General features: G+C 66.0%; 18 protein-coding genes. 5 read left to right on the forward strand and 13 right to left on the reverse strand.

The features are described from left to right. Window positions 1–2: 2 nt before the first annotated feature. From miaB to murJ, 9 genes are all read right to left on the reverse strand, one after another. Window positions 3–1,430: a tRNA (N6-isopentenyl adenosine(37)-C2)-methylthiotransferase MiaB gene (gene miaB, locus Q0D31_RS07455; RefSeq protein ID WP_291847724.1), complete on the reverse strand. Its 1,428-nt coding sequence runs from the start codon at window positions 1,428–1,430 to the stop codon at window positions 3–5. A gap of 178 nt (window positions 1,431–1,608) precedes the next feature. After that, window positions 1,609–2,307: an HAD family hydrolase gene (locus tag Q0D31_RS07460; protein ID WP_291847727.1), complete on the reverse strand. Its 699-nt coding sequence runs from the start codon at window positions 2,305–2,307 to the stop codon at window positions 1,609–1,611. A 5-nt stretch (window positions 2,308–2,312) separates the two neighbouring features. After that, on the reverse strand, window positions 2,313–2,762 hold the full coding sequence (locus Q0D31_RS07465) for a Fur family transcriptional regulator (RefSeq protein WP_291847729.1): 450 nt from the start codon (window positions 2,760–2,762) through the stop codon (window positions 2,313–2,315). A gap of 53 nt (window positions 2,763–2,815) precedes the next feature. Continuing rightward, a complete protein-coding gene (gene rimI, locus Q0D31_RS07470; RefSeq protein WP_291847732.1) occupies window positions 2,816–3,301 on the reverse strand; it encodes a ribosomal protein S18-alanine N-acetyltransferase in 486 nt (161 codons plus the stop codon). Then, on the reverse strand, window positions 3,298–3,990 hold the full coding sequence (tsaB, locus tag Q0D31_RS07475; protein WP_291847735.1) for a tRNA (adenosine(37)-N6)-threonylcarbamoyltransferase complex dimerization subunit type 1 TsaB: 693 nt from the start codon (window positions 3,988–3,990) through the stop codon (window positions 3,298–3,300). Before tsaB ends, rimI begins: the two co-directional genes overlap by 4 nt. Window positions 3,991–4,132: 142 nt before the next feature. Beyond that, entirely contained in the window at window positions 4,133–4,702 is a 570-nt protein-coding gene (locus Q0D31_RS07480; protein ID WP_291847738.1) for a NifU family protein, read from the reverse strand. Between the two features lie 152 nt (window positions 4,703–4,854). Then, a complete protein-coding gene (locus Q0D31_RS07485) occupies window positions 4,855–5,349 on the reverse strand; it encodes a universal stress protein (RefSeq protein WP_291847740.1) in 495 nt (164 codons plus the stop codon). A 103-nt stretch (window positions 5,350–5,452) separates the two neighbouring features. Then, window positions 5,453–6,505, reverse strand: a complete 1,053-nt coding sequence (gene trpS, locus Q0D31_RS07490) for a tryptophan--tRNA ligase (protein WP_291847743.1) — start codon at window positions 6,503–6,505, stop codon at window positions 5,453–5,455. Between the two features lie 51 nt (window positions 6,506–6,556). Next, window positions 6,557–8,116, reverse strand: coding sequence for a murein biosynthesis integral membrane protein MurJ (gene murJ / locus Q0D31_RS07495; protein ID WP_291847746.1), 1,560 nt, complete (start codon window positions 8,114–8,116; stop codon window positions 6,557–6,559). A 178-nt stretch (window positions 8,117–8,294) separates the two neighbouring features. Between murJ and Q0D31_RS07500 the strand changes: the two genes are divergently transcribed. Continuing rightward, a complete protein-coding gene (locus Q0D31_RS07500) occupies window positions 8,295–9,296 on the forward strand; it encodes an adenosine kinase (RefSeq protein WP_291847749.1) in 1,002 nt (333 codons plus the stop codon). A 247-nt stretch (window positions 9,297–9,543) separates the two neighbouring features. Next, window positions 9,544–9,825: a hypothetical protein gene (locus Q0D31_RS07505; protein WP_291847751.1), complete on the forward strand. Its 282-nt coding sequence runs from the start codon at window positions 9,544–9,546 to the stop codon at window positions 9,823–9,825. Window positions 9,826–10,113: 288 nt separating this feature from the next. Here the strand turns inward: Q0D31_RS07505 and Q0D31_RS07510 are convergent, their stop codons facing one another. Together Q0D31_RS07510 and Q0D31_RS07515 are read right to left on the reverse strand one after the other, a co-directional pair. Then, on the reverse strand, window positions 10,114–11,808 hold the full coding sequence (locus Q0D31_RS07510) for an AMP-binding protein (protein ID WP_291847754.1): 1,695 nt from the start codon (window positions 11,806–11,808) through the stop codon (window positions 10,114–10,116). A gap of 191 nt (window positions 11,809–11,999) precedes the next feature. After that, window positions 12,000–13,187 carry a serine hydrolase domain-containing protein gene (locus Q0D31_RS07515; protein WP_291847757.1) on the reverse strand — a complete coding sequence of 396 codons (1,188 nt, stop codon included), beginning with the start codon at window positions 13,185–13,187 and terminating at the stop codon, window positions 12,000–12,002. 352 nt (window positions 13,188–13,539) lie between these two features. Here Q0D31_RS07515 and Q0D31_RS07520 point away from each other — a divergent pair, with 352 nt between their 5' ends. The 3 genes from Q0D31_RS07520 to Q0D31_RS07530 all read left to right on the forward strand — a co-directional run bounded on the left by Q0D31_RS07520 (window position 13,540) and on the right by Q0D31_RS07530 (window position 16,831). Continuing rightward, window positions 13,540–13,860: a hypothetical protein gene (locus Q0D31_RS07520; protein WP_291848163.1), complete on the forward strand. Its 321-nt coding sequence runs from the start codon at window positions 13,540–13,542 to the stop codon at window positions 13,858–13,860. Window positions 13,861–14,080: 220 nt separating this feature from the next. Next, window positions 14,081–15,574 (forward strand): NAD-dependent succinate-semialdehyde dehydrogenase, encoded by a 1,494-nt coding sequence (locus Q0D31_RS07525; protein ID WP_291847760.1) that lies wholly within the window; start codon window positions 14,081–14,083, stop codon window positions 15,572–15,574. A gap of 135 nt (window positions 15,575–15,709) precedes the next feature. Then, the gene (locus Q0D31_RS07530; protein ID WP_291847763.1) at window positions 15,710–16,831 is read left to right on the forward strand and encodes an SbmA/BacA-like family transporter; all 1,122 of its coding nucleotides are present in this window, start codon (window positions 15,710–15,712) and stop codon (window positions 16,829–16,831) included. Window positions 16,832–16,851: 20 nt separating this feature from the next. Here the strand turns inward: Q0D31_RS07530 and Q0D31_RS07535 are convergent, their stop codons facing one another. Both Q0D31_RS07535 and Q0D31_RS07540 read right to left on the reverse strand, forming a co-directional pair. Then, entirely contained in the window at window positions 16,852–17,658 is an 807-nt protein-coding gene (locus Q0D31_RS07535; protein ID WP_291847766.1) for a crotonase/enoyl-CoA hydratase family protein, read from the reverse strand. A 151-nt stretch (window positions 17,659–17,809) separates the two neighbouring features. Continuing rightward, window positions 17,810–18,724: a phosphoribosylaminoimidazolesuccinocarboxamide synthase gene (locus Q0D31_RS07540; protein ID WP_291847769.1), complete on the reverse strand. Its 915-nt coding sequence runs from the start codon at window positions 18,722–18,724 to the stop codon at window positions 17,810–17,812. Between the last annotated feature and the right edge of the window lie 30 nt (window positions 18,725–18,754).

Consider the following 18,754-nt stretch of genomic DNA (forward strand, 5'->3'; position numbering starts at 1 on the left):
GTTCAGGCTCCCATGATCGTCTGAGAAGATATGCTCAATTCAGGCGTATCGGTCATCGGCGAGCGTGCAGTCGCCATTGGCCGCGCGGCGAGTTGGCCGAGCAGGCTGTATCGCTCCAGGCTCTCGATCCTGACCGGCAGCACCTGTCCGATGATGTCAGGCGAGGCGAACACATGCGCGGGCTGAAGGTAGCCGGTGCGGCCGACGATCTGGCCGGGGTTGCGGGCCGCGCGTTCGAACAGCACATCGACGGTATTGCCAATCATCGCCTTGTTGAAGGCCGATTGCTGGCTGTCGATCAATTCCTGGAGTTGCACCAATCGCTCGTCCATCTCTGCCGCTGACACCGTCTCCCGCATGTCCGCCGCCGGCGTGCCCGGCCGCGGCGAATACTTGAACGAATAAGCCGCAGCGTATCCGATTTGCGAGACCAGCGCGAGGGTCGCGGCAAATTCTTCCGCGGTTTCGCCGGGGAAGCCGACGATAAAATCCGATGAAAACGCAATGCCTTGCCGCGCGTCGCGAAAACGGTCGATGACGCGGCGATAATCATCGGCGGTATGCTTGCGGTTCATGGCAGCCAGGATTCGGTCTGAGCCGGATTGCACCGGAAGGTGCACGAACGGCATCAGCGCGGGGAGATCGCGGTGGGCCGATACAAGCGAATCGTCGACGTCGCGGGGGTGGCTGGTCGAATAGCGCAACCGCGCGATGCCGTCGATTTCGGCGAGGCGGTGCAGCAGCCGGCCGAGCGGCCAGCTTCGGCCGTCCGGCCCCTCGCCGTGATAGGCGTTGACGTTCTGCCCGATCAGGGTGATCTCGCGGACGCCATTGTCGGCCAGCCGCGCCACGTCGTCGATGATCCTGGCCACCGGGCGCGAGACTTCCGCGCCGCGCGTATAGGGCACCACGCAGAAGGTGCAGAACTTGTCGCAACCTTCCTGCACGGTGACAAAGGCGGAGATGCCGCGGGCCCGAATCGCGTCCGGTTCGGGGTTTGGCAGGAAGCCGAACTTGTCGGCGGCGGGGAATTCGGTCTCGATCGCGCGGCCTTGGCTTTTCGCCCGCTCCAGCAGTTGCGGCAGATGATGATAGCTCTGCGGCCCGACCACGACGTCCACGACCGGCGCGCGGCGGATGATCTCCTCGCCCTCGGCCTGCGCGACGCAGCCGGCGACCGCGATCCGCATCTGGCGACCCTGGCGCGCCGCCGTTTCCTTGGCCACGCGCAGCCGTCCGAGTTCGGAGTAGACTTTTTCAGAGGCCTTTTCGCGGATATGGCAGGTGTTGAGGATCACCAGGTCCGCATCCTCGGCGCTGGCTGTCTCGACAAAACCCTCCGGCGCCAGCGTGTCCACCATGCGTTGCGCATCGTAGACGTTCATCTGGCAGCCATAGGACTTGATATGCAGCTTGCGCGGCGGCTTCATGGAACCCGGGTGGTGTGGAATGGCGCCTTTGCGGCGTAGAGGTCAGATATAGCCTAAAGCCGCGAAAATCCAGCATGATACGGGCCGTCATTCCGGGGCGCGAAGCGAATCCGGAATCTCGAGATTCCGGGTTCGATGCTGTCGCATCGCCCCGGAATGACGGGTGAAGAGGGCTAGTTCACGCTTGCGCCCCGATCCGCTCGATCAACCCTGGCAATTGCCGCATGTCGTCGAAGACGGCGGTGGCCCCGGCCGCGCTCAGCAACCCGGCATGGCCCGCCTGGCAATGGCTGCCGCCGTGAAACCCGAGCACGGTCATCCCGGCCGCGCGGCCGCCGGTGACGCCAGGCACGCTGTCCTCGATCACGAGGCAGCGTTGTGGACGAGCTTTCATCTGCTCGGCGGCGAACAGGAATAGATCCGGGGCCGGCTTGCCGCGTTGGACCTGCGTGGCTGAGAAAATATGCGGCGCGAGCAGATCGTAGAGCCCTGCACAGGTCAGGCCGTGGCTGATCTTTTCCGGCGTCCCACTAGACGCCACGCATCGGGGCAGGCCAGTCGCGGCAATCGCATCGCCGACGAACGGAATGGCTGAAAGCTCGCTCGCATAGCGTTGCAAGGCGGCTTGTTTCATCTGCGCTTCAAAATCGTCCGGCAGCTTCCGGCCCATTTCGCATTCTATCGCCAGCCGGGCCTCGCGGTCGGAGACGCCAAGGAAACGCGTCAGCACCTGTTCGGCCGTGATCGGATAGCCGTGATGCGTGAGCGTCTCCGCATGCGCGCGGCATGAAATGACTTCGCTGTCGACCAGCACGCCGTCGCAATCGAAAATGATGAGGTCGAAGGCCTGCCGGGTGTTCTGAAGCGGTACCTGCACGCGGTTCAGGATTTCTCGTCGTCGAGCGGGACGCAATACAGTTCCAGCCGGTGATCGACCAGCCGGTAGCCGAGCTTGCGGGCTATCTCGGCCTGCAATTTCTCGATCTCCTCGGAGGTGAACTCGATCACCTTGCCGTCACGCAGGTTGATCAGATGGTCGTGGTGGCTGTCGGGCATCTGCTCGTAGCGCGCCCGGCCCTCGCGGAAGTCGTGTCGCTCGATGATCCCGGCGTCCTCGAACAGTTTGACGGTGCGATACACCGTCGAGATCGATATCTTGTCGTCGACCGCGACACAGCGGCGGTACAGCTCCTCGACGTCGGGATGATCAGCAGAATTCGCCAGCACGCGCGCGATGACGCGGCGCTGTTCGGTCATGCGCATGCCGGTGGCGGCGCAGCGCGCCTCGATGCCGGTATTCTTGTGCGCAGGCGAAGACTTGAGTGCGGGCATGGTTTGCAGGCCTTGGAACGGCGGGTCGGGGTTGTTGTGCCACCGCGCGCAGATTACGACAAGTCGCGCCGCATCAGAAGCGCGTTCAATTGCTCGCCGCCGGGCTGCTGGTAATAGCGTTCCCGGCGGCCAACGACGGCGAATCCGGCCGATTCGTACAGCCTCCGCGCCGGCTGATTGTTTTCCTCGACCTCAAGGAAGACGCGGCGCACGCCGCGCCCGGCAAGATGGCCCATATGGGTCAGCAGCAGGTTGCGCGACAGGCCGCGGCCACGCTGGGCCGCATCAATGGCGATCGACAATAGCTCGGCCTCGTCGGCGGCCAGCCGCGACACCGCAAAGCCGATGATATGGCGTCCCGATCTCAGCCGATGAACCAAGGTGTTGCGCTCGCCAAGCATCGCCTCGAATTCGGCTTCGCCCCAGCCACGATGAAACGATGCGCCATGCAGTTGCGCCAGCCGCGCCGCGTCGCGCAGGCCCGCCGGCTCGACCACGGCGGTGCCGCCGCCCCACCATCTGGCGAGCCACGCCGTCATAATGCGGGCGCCGCGACGGGCAGCGGGTTGGTTGACGGCCTGGCGTCGGGTGCGCGCAGGTAATAGGGCCGCGCCGGCGCCGTCTTTGGATCGACCGCTGCGCCGAGCCACGCCACCCAGGCGATGTCGGGCGCGGGCAGGGGGTCGATCCTGACCGGCGGTGGCGCGTCGGCCGGCCAGCGGTCGGCCAGAATTCCGGCGGCGTTGCCGACCAGATGCGGCGCACCGAAGCGAAAAGCTGCCAGCGCCTCGGCAACCGGCGCGAGCTTTGGCGCGATCAGTGAACTGCCGTCGCCGCCCACCACCTGGAAATAAACGTGGTCGTGCCGCGCGTCGATTGCGGAGATGACCGGCGATCCGGCATTCTCGCCGACGGCGGGGGCGGCAAAGGCGGTCAGCGTCGTCAGCCCGACCACCGGCTTGCCGGCGGCGAGCGCAAGGCCGCGGGCGGCGGAAAGGCCGACCCGCAATCCGGTGAAGCTGCCGGGGCCGGTCGTCACCGCGATTCGATCCAGCGCCGCGAAGGAAGCGCCCGACGCCTGCATCACCCGCGCGATCAGCGGCATCAGCGCCTCGGCGTGACCCCGCTTCATCGCCTGCGATTCTTCGGCCAGCAGGCGGTTTGCGTCGGTGTCGAGCACGGCCGCCGCGCAGGCGTCGAGCGCCGTATCGATAGCGAGGATAAGCATCGACAAAGCCTATAGCCCATTCCAGCGCGGCCGACACAGCTTTGCGTGGGGAGAGCACGGCATTTATCGGCGGCGCGCAAATCCACCGAGGGGATCGGCGAGTTTGCCGGACAGGACGACAAAAAAGGAGGGTTGGCCGGGCCTACATCGGCCGGACTTCGACCACGTCCGGCACGAAGTGCTTCAGCAGGTTCTGGATGCCGTGCTGCAGCGTCGCCGTCGACGACGGGCAGCCGGCGCAGGCGCCCTTCATGTTCAGATAGACGACGCCGTCCTTGAAGCCGCGGAAGGTGATGTCGCCGCCGTCATTGGCGACCGCCGGCCGCACCCGCGTCTCGATCAGGTCCTTGATGGTCGCGACCGTGTCGGCGTCGGCCTCGTTGTAGAATTCCTCTTCCTCGTCTGCCGCCTCGTCATTGCCGGCCGCCCCGTCCGCCAGCAGCGGTACGCCCGACATATAGTGCTCCATGATGGCGCCGAGGATGGCGGGCTTCAGGTGCTGCCAGTCGCCGTCGGCCTTGGTCACGGTGACGAAATCCGCGCCGTAGAACACGCTGGTGACGCCGGCGACCCCGAACAGCCGTTCGGCGAGCGGGGAGCGGGCGGCCGCCTCGCGGTTGGCGAATTCCATCGTGCCGGTGTCGAGCACGGTTCGGCCGGGAATGAACTTGAGGGTGGCGGGGTTCGGCGTGGCTTCGGTCTGTATGAACATTGGCTTTCTTCTCCGGCGTCGCCGGTTCAAGGCCGGCGCGGTGAGCTTCTCTTAGCAGATGGCGACGGCCAACGCACGGTCAAGGGACGAAAATGCAGGGCATTCCCAAGCGAAGCCGCCTGCCGGTTAGCGTCGGGAAACGCGTCAAATGGTTAAGACAGGCCGTCGATGTCGGCGTCGCTGAGGTCGCCGGGGACGATGGTGACGGGAATCGGGAACGCGCCGGCGGCCTGGGCGATCATAGTGATCAGCGGGCCGGGCCCCTCCGGGCCCGGATTGGCCGCCAGCACCAGCATCGCGATATCGACGTCCCCCTCGATTACGTCGAGCATCTGGGCGGTCGGATCGCCCTCGCGGATCACCCGCTCCGGCGTAATCGCGGTGATCCCGTTGGCGCGGCCCGACGCGCGATCGAGGGCCTCGTTGGCGGCCTCCACCGCCTCGGCGCGCATGATGTCGGCGACCCCCAGCCATTGCTGGTTCTGGTCCTCGATCTCGATGATGCGCAGCATCACCACGCCGCCGCCCACCCTGATCGCCCAGCGGCTGGCGTAATAGACCGCGCGGTCCCATTCGGCGGTGTCGTCAACGATCACGAGGCATTTTGGGGTGTGGCCGGCCTCGTAGCTTCGCCGCTGGGTGGTCATGCATGTTCCGGTGCTGCGCCAAACCGCCGCATGCTGCCACGTCGCGGCCGGCTTCGACAAGCGGCGTCGCGGTTCCCCTACCTAGCGTTCTCAAATGCGCCGCTCAGGTCTTGCGGATGAAGCCGATGATGTCCTTGGCCGCGTTCATGGTTTCGGCGGCGATCGCGCGCGCGCGCTCGGCGCCGTCGATCAGGATGGCGTCGACATGGCCGGGGTCGGCGACCAGCCGCTTCATTTCCGAGGCGATCGGCGCCAGTGTGGTGACGCACAATTCCACCAGCGCGCTCTTGAAGCCGGAGAACTGCCCGCCGCCGAACTCGCCGAGCACACCGGCCTTGCTGCGCCCGGAAAGGGCGGCATAGATGCCGACGAGATTGTCAGCCTCGGGTCTGGTCTCGAGGCCCTTCTCTTCCGACGGCAGCGGTTCCGGATCGGTTTTTGCCTTGCGGATCTTCTGCGCGATGGTGTCGGCGTCGTCGGTGAGGTTGATCCGCGAATTGTCCGAGGAATCCGATTTCGACATTTTCTTGGTGCCGTCGCGCAACGACATCACCCGCGTCGCCGGCCCGGTGATCAGCGGCTCCGGCAACGGGAAGAACAAGCCATCGTTGAAGCCTTGGCCGCGGATCGAATCGGCGAAGTCGTTGTTGAACTTCTGCGCGATGTCGCGTGACAGCTCCAGGTGCTGCTTCTGGTCCTCGCCGACAGGCACATGGGTCGCGCGATAGACCAGGATGTCGGCCGCCATCAGCACCGGATAATCGTACAGCCCGACCGAGGCGTTCTCGCGGTCCTTGCCGGCCTTGTCCTTGAACTGGGTCATGCGGTTGAGCCAGCCGATCCGGGCCACGCAGTTAAATAGCCAGGTCAGCTCGGCGTGCTCGTGAACCTGGCTCTGGTTGAACACGATGTGCTTTTTCGGGTCGATGCCGGCGGCGATGAAGGCAGCCGTCACCTCGCGGGTGTTGCGCGCAAGCTCGGCCGGGCCGCCCCAGACGTCGATGCCGTGCGTGATCGCGTGCATGTCGACGACGCAATAGACGCAGTTGTGGGTTTCCTGCAGCTTGACGAAGTTGACGATCGCGCCGAGGTAGTTGCCGAGATGCAGATTGCCGGTCGGCTGGACGCCGGAAAATACCCGTTCAACAAAAGCCATTGTCAGCTTCCCGAGGATGCCTGTTTCGCGCCGTCGTTTGCCACGCAGCGGCTATCTGCGCAAGGCGACAGGCTTGTTTTGTCTGACGGCATCAATCGCCTCGCGCCAGCCGGTGACGCCGAAAAGCCGCAGCAGCAGGCCGTAAGCGGCGATCCCCGCCAATACCAGGATCAGCAGCAAGACGGTCTGCACGAGGCTGTGCGTAGCCGTTGCGGGCACCAGGATCAACCGCGCGGCACACCACAGCAGCGCGCCCATGGCGAGCGCCGCCAGAGCGATCCGCGGCAGCCGCCGCCGCGCCGCGGCGTCGAGCGAAACACTGGCGGTCTCGACGCGGCCGCGCATCAGGCTGAACGCCATGCTCCAGGCGCCCAGCGCAACCGCGGCGGCAACGCCGTCGGCGCCGAACCAGTGGCCGAGCAGGAAGGCCAGCGCCATCGCCAGCACCACGCCCTTCAGCGTCGCCAGCATCGGCGTGCGCGTGTCGCCGCGCGCGAACAGTGCCGGCGACAGCGCCTTCACCAGCACATGCGCCGGCAGGCCAAGCGCCAGCCAGGCCAGCGCGCTGGCGGTATTCTTGGTGTCGGCGGCGGTGAAGGCGCCATGCTCGAACAACAGCCGCACGATCGGCTCGGCCAGCAGGATCAGGCCGATCGTCGCCGGCAGCGCCAGCCCGGCGCCAAGTTCGAGGCCGCGCGACTGCGCATGCGCCATCGCCGCGCGGTCGCCTTCCTGCAGCGCGCGCGACATCTGCGGAATCAACACCGCGCCGATGGCGGCGCCGACCATGCCGAGCGGCAGCTCGACCAGCCGGCTGGCGAAATACAGCCACGATACCGCCGACGGCGATGCCGAGGCGATGATCGCGCCCGCCACCATCAACAGCTGCGGCGCGCCCGAGGCCAGCATGCCCGGCGCCGCCTTGCCGAGAAAGCCGCGCATCCCGGCGTCGAACGAAATCCGCAACGGCGACGCGATGCCGCGGCCCTGGCCCAGCGCCAGCACCGCAAGTTGCAGCAGGCCGGCGATGCCGACGGTGGCGGCGATCACAAGTCCTGCGTCGGCTGCGCCTTGCGGAAACATCAGCAAGCCGGCCATCACCGCGATCAGCGCCAGATTGAACAGCAGCGGCGAGAACGCGGTCAGAACGAACTTCCCTTGCACGTTCAGCAGCGCCATCATGACCGTCACCGGCCCGGCAAAGGCGACATACGGCAGCATCAGCCGCGCATTGTCGACCGCGAGCTGCAGCGCCTCGCGGCCGGCAAATCCCGGCGCCAGCGCGGTGATCACCAGCGGCATCGCCAGCGCCAGCAGCGCGGTGGCTGCGATCAGCACGGTGCTGACGGTGCCCAGCACGCGGCCGGCGAACGCCGCGGCTGCATCGGCGCCGTCGCTGGCGCGCGCGCGCAACCAGGCCGGCGCCAGCGCTGCGCTCAGCCCGCCCTCGGTCAGGTTGCGCCGCACGACATTGACCAGCTGATACGCCGCCAGGAACGCATCCGCGACCGGCCCTGCGCCCAGCAGCGCCGCGACCAGTGAATCGCGCGCGACGCCTAACAGCCGCGAGGCCAGCGTTCCCGAAGATACCGTGAGGTAGGCGCGAATCATGGCCGGGTTCTATACCACCCGCCTCGGAAACGAGTCCCTCCTTCGTCAGGCCCGGGCATGACGCGTTCGTGGCTATCGCCCATCCCGCTCGCCTTGCTGGCGCGGGGCCGATCTGGTAGGCCGCAGGCCTTGCCGGCCGCCCGCGGCCCCTTCCCCAACGCCGCAAACAGGACGGATGATGGCTGACGCAAAATACGATGTTCTCGGAATCGGCAACGCGATCTTCGACGTGCTGGGGCAGGCCGACGAGGGCTTTCTGGTCCGCCACGGCATGACCAAGGGTGGCATGGCGCTGATCGACGAGGCCCGCGCCGCCGCTATCTATAAAGACATGGGCCCGGCAACCGAGATGAGCGGCGGCTCGGCCGCCAACACCATCGTCGGAACCGCGAGCTTCGGCGCCCGCACCGCCTTCATCGGCAAGGTCAGGGACGACCAGATCGGCGGCCTCTACAGCCACGACATCCGCGCCGCCGGCGTCGCCTTCGCGACCAAGGCCGCAGCCGGTGGCCCCGCCACCGGCTGCTCCTACATCCTGGTGACGCCGGACGGCGAGCGCACCATGAACACCTATCTCGGCGCCGCGCAGGAGCTTGGCCCCGCCGACATCGACGAGAACCTGGTCGCGGCCTCGCGCATCGTCTATCTCGAAGGCTATCTCTGGGATCCCGCGAACGCCAAGCAGGCCTTCGTCAAGGCCGCCACCATCGCGCACGGCGCCGGCCGCCAGGTGGCGCTGACCCTGTCGGATTCGTTCTGCGTCGATCGCTACCGCGACGAGTTTCTCGACCTGATGCGAAAACGCACCGTCGATCTCGTGTTCGCCAACGAGGCCGAACTGCATGCGCTGTACCAGACCTCGGATTTCGACACTGCGCTCACGCAATTGCGCGCTGACACCAAACTCGGTGTCGTCACCCGCAGCGAAAAGGGCTGCGTGGTGGCGTCCGCCGAGCGCGTCGTCGCGGTGCCGGCGTTCCCGATTGAAAAACTCGTCGACACCACAGGCGCCGGCGACCTGTTCGCCGCCGGCTTCCTGTTCGGCCTGGTGCGCAACGCCGGCCATGAGGCGGCCGGCCGGCTGGGCGCGCTGGCGGCAGCCGAGGTGATCCAGCACATCGGCGCCCGGCCGCAGGTGTCGCTGAAGGAATTGGCGGGGCAGCACGGGCTGCCGGTGTAGGGGTGGGGGCGAGACGACCGTCCAATCGTCATGCCCGGGCTTGACCCGGGCATCCACGTCTCGGCCTTTCCCTCGATCGCGAAACATTATCGGCGGACCTCGCGACGACAGAGTGCTTCGTTTTCCCCGCGAGATCTGCTATGCAACCTGCGAGACGCTTCTTTTTGAGCGGCAGCCCAATTCGTTCGGCTTGCCGGGCCGCGCGCCGCGCTGACCAGGAAACCATGCCGCGCCTGGAGGCCTAAAGATGCGACGACTGATCTCGGCGATTGCTTTCGGCGTTCTTCTCACCGCCAGTGCAAAGGCATCCTGCGTCTGTCGCTGCGTCGATGGAGAAATGCAGCCGCTCTGTAGCAGCTCGATCGATCTGCCGCCGATCTGCCCGCTGACGATCTGCCCGCTGACGCCGCTATCCATCGCGCCGATTCCGCCGCTGCAATTGCCGCCGCTCGGCACTTCGCAATGCGAGCAACGGCAGGTTCTCAATCCGGCGACGCGGCGATATGAGTGGCGCAGCATCTGCAATTAGGCGATCCCCCCAATCACTGATTTGCCCGACGTGGCAATCCGGCTTTCCCTGCGCCCTCTTGATTCAAGAGGGCCGACGAAAGAAAGCAGTCCTCGGGCGAAATGCGCCGCGAGATTGCGAAGGTGTGTTCGGTCGTCCCATCCGTTCAGTCGTCATCACCCGCGAAAGCGGGTGATCCAGTATTCCAGAGACGCTGATGATTCAGCCGATAAGCCGCGGCGTACTGGATCGCCGGTCAAGCCGGGCGATGACGACCTGAGTTTCCGCGCAACGAGATGCTCGCCTTGTTCACGCCGTCTTCGCCGCCTGCAGTCCGAGCTTCGCCTCCACCGCCTCGCGCATCAGGAACTTCTGGACCTTGCCGGTCACCGTCATCGGAAACTCCTCGACGAATTCGATGTAGCGCGGGATCTTGTTGTGGGCGATCTGGCCGTGGCAGAAGGCGCGGACTTCTTCGGGCGTGAGCGCCTCGCCGGGCCGGGTCCGGATCCAGGCGCAGAGCTCCTCGCCGTAGCGGTCATCTGCGACGCCGAAGATCTGCACGTCCTGGATCTTCGGATGGCGGTAGAGGAATTCCTCGATCTCGCGCGGATAGAGGTTCTCGCCGCCGCGGATCACCATGTCCTTGATCCGGCCGACGATGTTGCAATAGCCTTCGGCGTCGATCACGGCGATGTCGCCGGTGTGCATCCAGCGCCCGGCGTCGATCACGTCGGCGGTCTTCTCAGGCTCGTCCCAATAGCCCAGCATGACGCTGTAGCCGCGGGTGCAGAGTTCGCCGCGCATCCCGCGCGGCACCACGCGCCCCTCGGGATCGACGACCTTGACCTCGACATGGGGATGGACGCGCCCGACGGTGGAGACGCGCCGCTCCAGCGGCTCGTCGGTGGCGCTCTGGAAACTCACCGGCGAGGTTTCGGTCATGCCATAGGCGATGGTCACCTCGCCCATGTTCATCGCGCTGTTGACGCGCTTCATCACCTCGACCGGGCAGGGCGCGCCGGCCATGATGCCGGTGCGCAGCGACTTCAGATCGAACCGCGCGAACTCGGGATGATCGAGTTCGGCGATGAACATCGTCGGCACGCCGTAGAGCGCCGTGCATTTCTCCCGCTCGACGGTCTCAAGCGTCGCCAAGGGATCAAAGCCCTCGCCGGGATAGACCATGGCCGCGCCGAGCGTGACGGCGGCGAGGTTGCCCATCACCATGCCGAAGCAGTGATAGAGCGGCACCGGAATGCAGATGCGGTCGCGCTCGGTCAGGCGCATCGCGCGGCCGACGAAATAGCCGTTGTTGAGGATGTTGTGATGCGTCAGCGTCACCCCCTTGGGCGAACCCGTGGTGCCGCTGGTGAATTGAATGTTGACGGCGTCGTCGAACTGCAGCGTGGCGGCGAGTTCGGCAAGCTGCTCGCGGTGCCGCGGCCCGCCCATGCCGGCCACGTCAGCGAAGGCGATTGTGCCGGGGCATTTCGGCCCGCCGATCTGGATGATCGCGCGCAGCTGCGGCAACCGAGCCGCCCGCAATTCGCCGGGGAGCGATTTCGCCAGCTCCGGCAGCAGCGTGTTCAGCATCGCCATATAGTCGGAAGTCTTGAACGCGGTCGCCGTGACCAGCGCCGCGCAGCCGACCTTGCCGAGCGCGAATTCGAGCTCGCTGAGGCGATAGGCCGGGTTGATGGTGACGAGGATCAGCCCGGCCTTGGCGGCGGCGAATTGCGTCAGCGTCCATTCCGGCCGGTTCAGCGACCAGATCCCGATCCGCGCGCCGCGTTCGAGGCCGAGAGCGAGAAACCCCGCCGCCAGCGCATCGACGCGTTCGGCAAATTCCCGCCAGGTCCAGCGCACGCCGTGGCTCGGCGATATCAGCGCCTCGCGATCGCCCCAGCGCGCCGCCGCCTGATCGAGGCAGCGCCCGATGGTGTCGCCCAAGAGCGGCGCGTCGGCGACGCCGCAGACGTAGCTGCTCGCAGTTTCCGTCACGTGTATTCCTCCATGTGCGGTTCCTTCTCCCTCGCCCCGCGCTTGCGGGGAGAGGGCTGGGGTGAGGGGCGGTCGCCACACAGGGACTCGCGGAGACGCCCCCTCACCCGGCGCTGCGCGCCGACCTCTCCCCGCAAGCGGGGCGAGGTGACCGAACGCCGGCGTGCAATGACGGCCTCCAGCCGATCTCCCTACGCCGCCTTCTGCCCGGCATCCAGCCCGGCATAGACCGCGCGCTCGAAGCCGGCGAACGCCTCCAGGCATTTGCCGTCGGCGAACGGCAACAGCTGCATCAGGATCACGCCGGCGACGTTGCGCGCGGGGTCGATCCAGAAATAGGTGTTGGCGAGGCCGGCCCAGGCCAGGCTGCCGGCGCTGCGGCCCTCCGGCGTTCTGGCGGTAGTGATCAGGAAGGAGAGCCCCCACTTCTTGACCATGTCGGGATAGAGATCGACGTCGTTAGTATAGACCGGCGCCACCGTGGTCATCTTGCCCATGCTGAGCTCGCCGATGTTGTTCTGGCTCATCAGCGCCACCGTCTCCGGCTTCAGCACCTGGTTGCCATTGCCGCGGCCCTTGTTGAGGATCATCTGGGTGAACTTGATGTAGTCGGCCGCGGTGCCGTAGAGGCCGCCGCCGCCCATGTGGAATTCCGGGTTCTGCTCCAGCTCGAACGGGATCGATGCCAGCGACCCGTCTTCGCCGCGCGCATGCATGCCGACCAGCCGCTGGCGCATCTGATCCGTGATCTTGAAGCCGGTGTCGTTCATGCCGAGCGGGGCCAGCAGATGGTCGCGCAGATAGGCGTCGAGCCGCTGGCCGCTGACGGCTTCGACCGCCTTGCCGACGAAGTCGATGTTGGTGCCGTATTCCCAGCGCGTGCCGGGGTCGCTCATGAGCGGCGTCTTCAGCGCCGCGTTCTGGCAGGTGGTGATGGCCGGGGTTCCGGTCTTCTCCAGATATTGCGCGCAGTCGCCGTTCCACATGTTGTAGGCGAAGCCGGCGGTGTGGGTCATCAATTGCCGCAGCGTGATCGGCTTCTTCGCCGCGCGCAGCTTCGGCTCGCCCTTGGCGTCAAACCCTTCCAGCACCTGCGGGGCGGCCAGATCGGGCAGCAGTTTTCCGATCGGCTCATCGAGCGCGAGCTTGCCCTGCTCGACGAGTTGCATGCCCGCCGCGGTGGTGATCGCCTTGGTCATGGAGGCGATCCAGAACACGCTGTCGGCGGTCATGGCATCGCCCCTGGCGAGGTCGCGCTTGCCGAACGCGCCCTGATAAATCACCTCGTTTCCGGTCGCTGCCATCGCCACCACGCCGGGGAGTTCCCCGGCCTCGCATTTCTGACGCAGAATTTGGTCGATCTGGGCTTTGCCTTGCATGGGTCACCTCCCGCTGTGTCTTGTTATGTTATGAAGCGCGGCGATCTTCTCTCCGCCGGGCGCGTCCCGCAAGCACTTGTAAAATTGCGCGGGCGAGGTCGCGATCTCGTGATCAATCCGCGGAGTGGGTCGGTCGCGCGACGCAAAATGGCAACACTGCGCCACAATTCGCGGTGGATGCGCGGCATTGTCGATGACCGTCCCGGCCGTTCCACGGTAACGTTGATTCCATAGAGATTCCCGATGCGGCTGTTTTTTCGGTAACGCGTTCATATTTCAGCCTAAACGATGCCTGCGGGCGGCATGATTGACCGACATGGTTGGCGCCCTGAACGTTTGCGAGGACGGTGCGATGATTTCGACCTGGAGCGATTGGAAGCGGTATCCCCGGCTTGGACGCAGCGAGAACATCGAGGCGCCGATCGGCCCCGGCCTGTTTGAAGTCCGCTATGCCGGAAGCGGCGCGCTGCACTCGTTTGAGGCGGTGGACAACGTCGCGCAGGCGTTGGCCCAGCTCCCGGTCGGTTCCAAGTCATGGTTCGGCCGCCGCGAGACGGCGCAATCGCCTGACCTCGAGTACCGGACCTGCGCGACGTCCTCGAAGGCCGATGCCAAGGCCGCCGCCCAGCGCATGATCGGACGTCGCGAAACCTACATGAGCGGCGCTGCCTGAACAGGTGCAGTCATTCCGGGGCGATGCGAAAGCATCGAACCCGGAATCTCGAGATTCCCCGGTGCGCAATTGCGCACCTGAGGTCTGGTGCTGGCGCACCATCCCGGAATGACGGGGCCTCAACTTAGCTTGAAGCGCCCCCGCGTCAGCAGCCGATGCATTGCCGGCGGTTTGGGCCTATACTCAGATCAACCCCTGAGAAAATCCGAGGAGTGACGCCATGAACCCGCCCGTTGCCGCCCGCGCTTCGCAATCCCAGCCCTCGCTGCGCGATCGCCTCAAGGATCCCTCGCTGCTGCGCGACCGCTGCTACATCGACGGCGCCTGGGTCGGCACGCCGTCGCGCCCGGTTACCAATCCCGTCAACGGGATCGAACTCGCCAAGGTGCCGGCTTTGAGCACGGCGGAAGCGACCCAGGCGGTGGATGCCGCCGAGCGGGCGTTTCCGGCCTGGGCCAGGCTCACCGCCAAGCAGCGTTCCAACATCCTGCGCAAATGGTTCGACCTGATCATCGCCAACCGCGAGGATCTGGCCCTGATCCTGACGTCAGAACAGGGCAAGCCGCTGGCAGAGGCGCTCGGCGAGGTCGATATCGGCGGCGCCTATGTCGAATTTTTCGCCGAGGAAGCCCGCCGCGTCTATGGCGAAACCATTCCGACCCAGCGGCCGGACGCCCGCCTGCTCGCGATCAAGCAGCCGATCGGCGTCTGCGGCGCCATCACGCCGTGGAATTTCCCGTGCTCGATGATCACCCGAAAAGTCTCGCCGGCGCTCGCCGCGGGCTGCACGGTGGTGCTCAAGCCCGCCAATGAAACGCCGCTGACCGCGCTGGCGCTTGTGGCGCTCGCGGAGAAGGCCGGCGTACCCAAGGGCGTGTTCAACATCCTGACCGGCAATTCGTCCGCGATCGGCAAGGTGTTGTGCGAACATCCCGCGGTGCGCTTCATCGGCTTCACCGGCTCGACCGAGGTCGGCAAGATTCTGTACCAGCAGGCCGCCGTCGGGGTGAAGAAGCTTGGCCTCGAACTCGGCGGCAACGCGCCCTTCGTGGTGTTCGACGACGCCGATATCGACGCCGCGGTCGAGGGCGCGATGGTCTCGAAGTACCGCAACATGGGTCAGACCTGCGTCTGCGCCAACCGCCTCTACGCCCAGGACAAAATCTACGACGAGTTCGTCGAGAAGCTGTCTAGGAAGGTGGCGGCGATGAAGATCGGGGACGGCACGGAAGCCGGCGTGGTGCAGGGACCCCTGATCAACATGGAGGCGGTCGACAAGGTCGAGAAGCACATCGCGAACGCGGTCAAGGGCGGCGCGAAAATCGTCACCGGCGGCAAGCGTCATGCGCTCGGCGGCAGCTTCTTCGAGCCGACGGTGCTTTCGAATGTGAAGCCGGACGCGCTGGTGGCGCATGAGGAAACCTTCGGGCCGCTGGCGCCGGTGTTTCGGTTCAAGGACGAGGCCGAGGTGATCGCGATGTGCAACAACTCGCCGTTCGGCCTTGCGTCCTATTTCTACTCGCGCGATCTCGGCCGGGTCTGGCGCGTCGCCGAGGCGCTGGAGTCCGGCATGGTCGGCGTCAACACCGGCCTGATCACCACCGAAGTCGCCCCCTTCGGCGGGGTGAAGGAGAGCGGCCTTGGCCGCGAAGGCTCGCATCACGGCATGGAGGAATATGTCGAGATCAAATACGTGATGATGGCGGGGATATAGGCGACGTCTTGCAGATGAGGTAATGGGCCGGACGCCGGATGGCTGCGCGGCGTTATTGAATTGACGCAGGTCAAAAGGCCGCGCCGGCCAAGGGCTATTGTTTATAAAGAAGAAGCCATTTGGGGCCGCTGCCCCATGCTAGGCGAACCGAAGGTGTTGAACGGGACCCATTCTGCGCCGAACGAGAGGGAACTGCTCTCCCGATTCTGGCAGAGCGCGTCCGGATTCTGGCGAGGCCGGTCGGCGTGGCGGGCATGGTTCCTGGTCGCCGCGCTGGTCGCAACCATCCTGCTGCAACTGATCACGCAATACCGGCTGAATTACTGGAACCGGGATTTTTTCGACGCCATCGGGGCGAAGGATCAGGCCGGGCTCTGGACCCAGGCGATGCGGTTCGTGCCGCTGGCCGCGGCCAGCCTCGCTTTGGCGATCTTTTCGGTATGGGCGCGCATGACGCTGCAGCGCCGCTGGCGGGAATGGCTCAGCAATCGTCTCTATGATTACTGGCTGCATGATGATCGCTATAAGCGGCTCAGGTTTGTTTCGGGCGATTATCAGGCGCCGGAATACCGCATCGCCGAGGACGCCCGGATCGCAACCGACTTTCCGGTTGATCTCATGCTTGGGCTGCTTTCGTCGCTGCTGACAGCGGTGACGTTCATCGGCGTCCTGTGGTCCGTGGGAGACGGCGTGGCCATCGAACTCGGCGGGTTCGCGCTCTCCATCCCCGGTTACCTCGTCTTCGCCGTCATCGCATATTCAGCGATGCTTTCGGCCTCGATCTTCCTCATCGCCGGCCACCTGACGCGGGTGATCGAGGAAAACAAGCGGGCCGAAGCCGAGCTGCGGTCGATTGGAACGCATTTGCGCGAGAGCGGTGAGGGGATCGCGGAGTCTGATCACAAGGACGCGCGTCACACGATCGGCGCCGCGCTGAAGGCGGTGATCGCGATCTGGCGGATCTATTGCTGGCAGTTGATGCGGATGACGCTTGTCACCCATTCCGGTACTTTGGTTACGCCGATCGTCGGCCTGCTGCTGTGCATGCCGAAATATCTCGCCGGCAGCATGAGCCTCGGGGAGGTGGTCCAGGCCGCCGCGGCCTTTGTCGTGGTGCAGTCCGCGTTCAACTGGTTCACCGATAATTACGCCCGCCTTGCGGAATGGGCCGCCTCCGCCAACCGCGTAGCCTCGCTGCTCCTTGCGCTGGATCGGGTCGATCGTGCGGACGGAACGTCGGCGCGCGCCGGCGGATGACGCGGCTCCGACGGGCCCGGTCAGTCCCGAACGGCCTCGCTCGCGAACGCGCCGTGGCGGCCGATACCGGAGGCGAATCGCGCCGCGCCGGACAGCGTCTCGCCCGAGGCGATCACCGCCAGCCCGCCGCGCATTTCCTCGGCGATGGCCTCTTCCTCGCCGAGGTCCCATTGCCGCAGCGCCGACAGCCGGTCGGCGCGCAGGCAGGTTTGCGGAAAGCGGGCGATGTCCCTGGCGAGCCCAATCGCCTGCGCGCGAGCCTCGCCCTTGGGCACGAGGCGATTGGCTAACCCCATGCGCAGGGCTTCCGCACCACCGACCGGGCGTCCGGTGAGGATCAGGTCGATGGCCTGCGAATGGCCGATCAGCCGCGGCAGGCGAATCGTGCCCAGATCGATCAGCGGTACGCCGAAGCGGCGGCAGAAGATACCGAAGGTGGCGTCCTCGGCGACCACGCGCATGTCGGCCCACAGCGCCAGTTCCATGCCGCCGGCTACCGCAAAGCCTTCGACCGCCGCGATCACGGGCTTCGAGAGCCGCAGCCGGCTCGGTCCCATCGGCGCAATCGAATCATGGCCGCCGATCTCGCGCTTCTTGTTGGGATCGCCCGATGCCACCGCCTTGAGGTCGGCGCCGGCGCAGAAGTAACCGCCGATGCCCGTGAACACGGCGACGGACGCCGCCTCGTCGGCGTCAAAGGCGAGGAACGCGTCATACAGCTCGCGCGCGGTCGCGCCGTCGACGGCGTTGCGGCAATGCGGACGGTTGATGGAGACGATGGTCACCGGGCCATCGCGTTCGACGAGTACGGCATCGGCGTCGGTCATGGGGCGCTCCGATTGTTTTCGCCAGCGAGTTTCGCACCAGACCGATGTGCACGGCAATCCCGTATCCATGCGTCAATGCGAGCGAAGCGAAGCAATCCATGTCGGCGCAGGGGAAGGAATGGATTGCTTCGCTTCGCTCGCAAAGACGAGGTTAGACCTTCAGATCATCCCCCGTCACCCGCCGATAGGCTTCGAGGTAGCGCTTGCTGGTGGCGGCTACCACGCTCTCAGGCAGTGGCGGCGGCGGGGCGTCGCCGTTCCAGCGGCCGGCGCGGCGCTCGGCGTCGAGATAGTCGCGCAGTGGCTGCTTGTCGAAGCTCGGCTGCGGCTGGCCCGGCTGGTAGACGTCGGCGGCCCAGAACCGCGAACTGTCGGGGGTCATCACCTCGTCGATCAGGATGATACGGCCGTCGCTGTCGCGGCCGAACTCGAACTTGGTGTCGGCGATGATGATGCCCCGCTTGCGCGCGGTCTGTTCGCCGAACGCATAGATCGCGCGCGCCATGCGCTCGAGCTTCTCCGCGACCTCGTCCCCCAACAGCTGGCGCACCCGCGCCACCGTGATGTTCTCGTCGTGCCCGGTCTCGGCCTTGGTCGCCGGGCTGAAAATCGCGGGCTCGAGCTTCTGGCTTTCGACCAGTCCGGGTTTCAGCTTCTCGCCGGCCAGCGTGCCGGACGCAGAATATTCCTTCCAGGCCGAGCCCGAGATATAGCCGCGGATCACGCATTCGACCGGGAATACCGTGGTACGCCGGCACAGCATCGCGCGGCCCGCAATGTCGGCGCGGTGAGGCTTCAGTGCGGGCGCCTCGCGAATGATGTCGTCGGCATCGGCGCTGATCATGTGGTGCGGCGTTACGCCCCCGAGTTGGCGGAACCACCAGGCGCTGATCTGTGTCAGTACCGCGCCCTTCATCGGGATGGTCTCGGCCATCACCACGTCGAAAGCGCTGATGCGGTCGGTGGTAAGCAGCAGCACGCGGTCGTCGCCGACGGCATAGATGTCGCGGACCTTGCCGCGGCCGATCCGTGGCAAGGGCAAGTCGCTGGCGTGCATCGCGTTCATCCAGTCAGGCTTTCGGGCGGGTGGGCCGGC

Origin of the sequence: Bradyrhizobium sp., from assembly GCF_022844465.1 — a bacterium.
Taxonomy (GTDB): domain Bacteria; phylum Pseudomonadota; class Alphaproteobacteria; order Rhizobiales; family Xanthobacteraceae; genus Bradyrhizobium.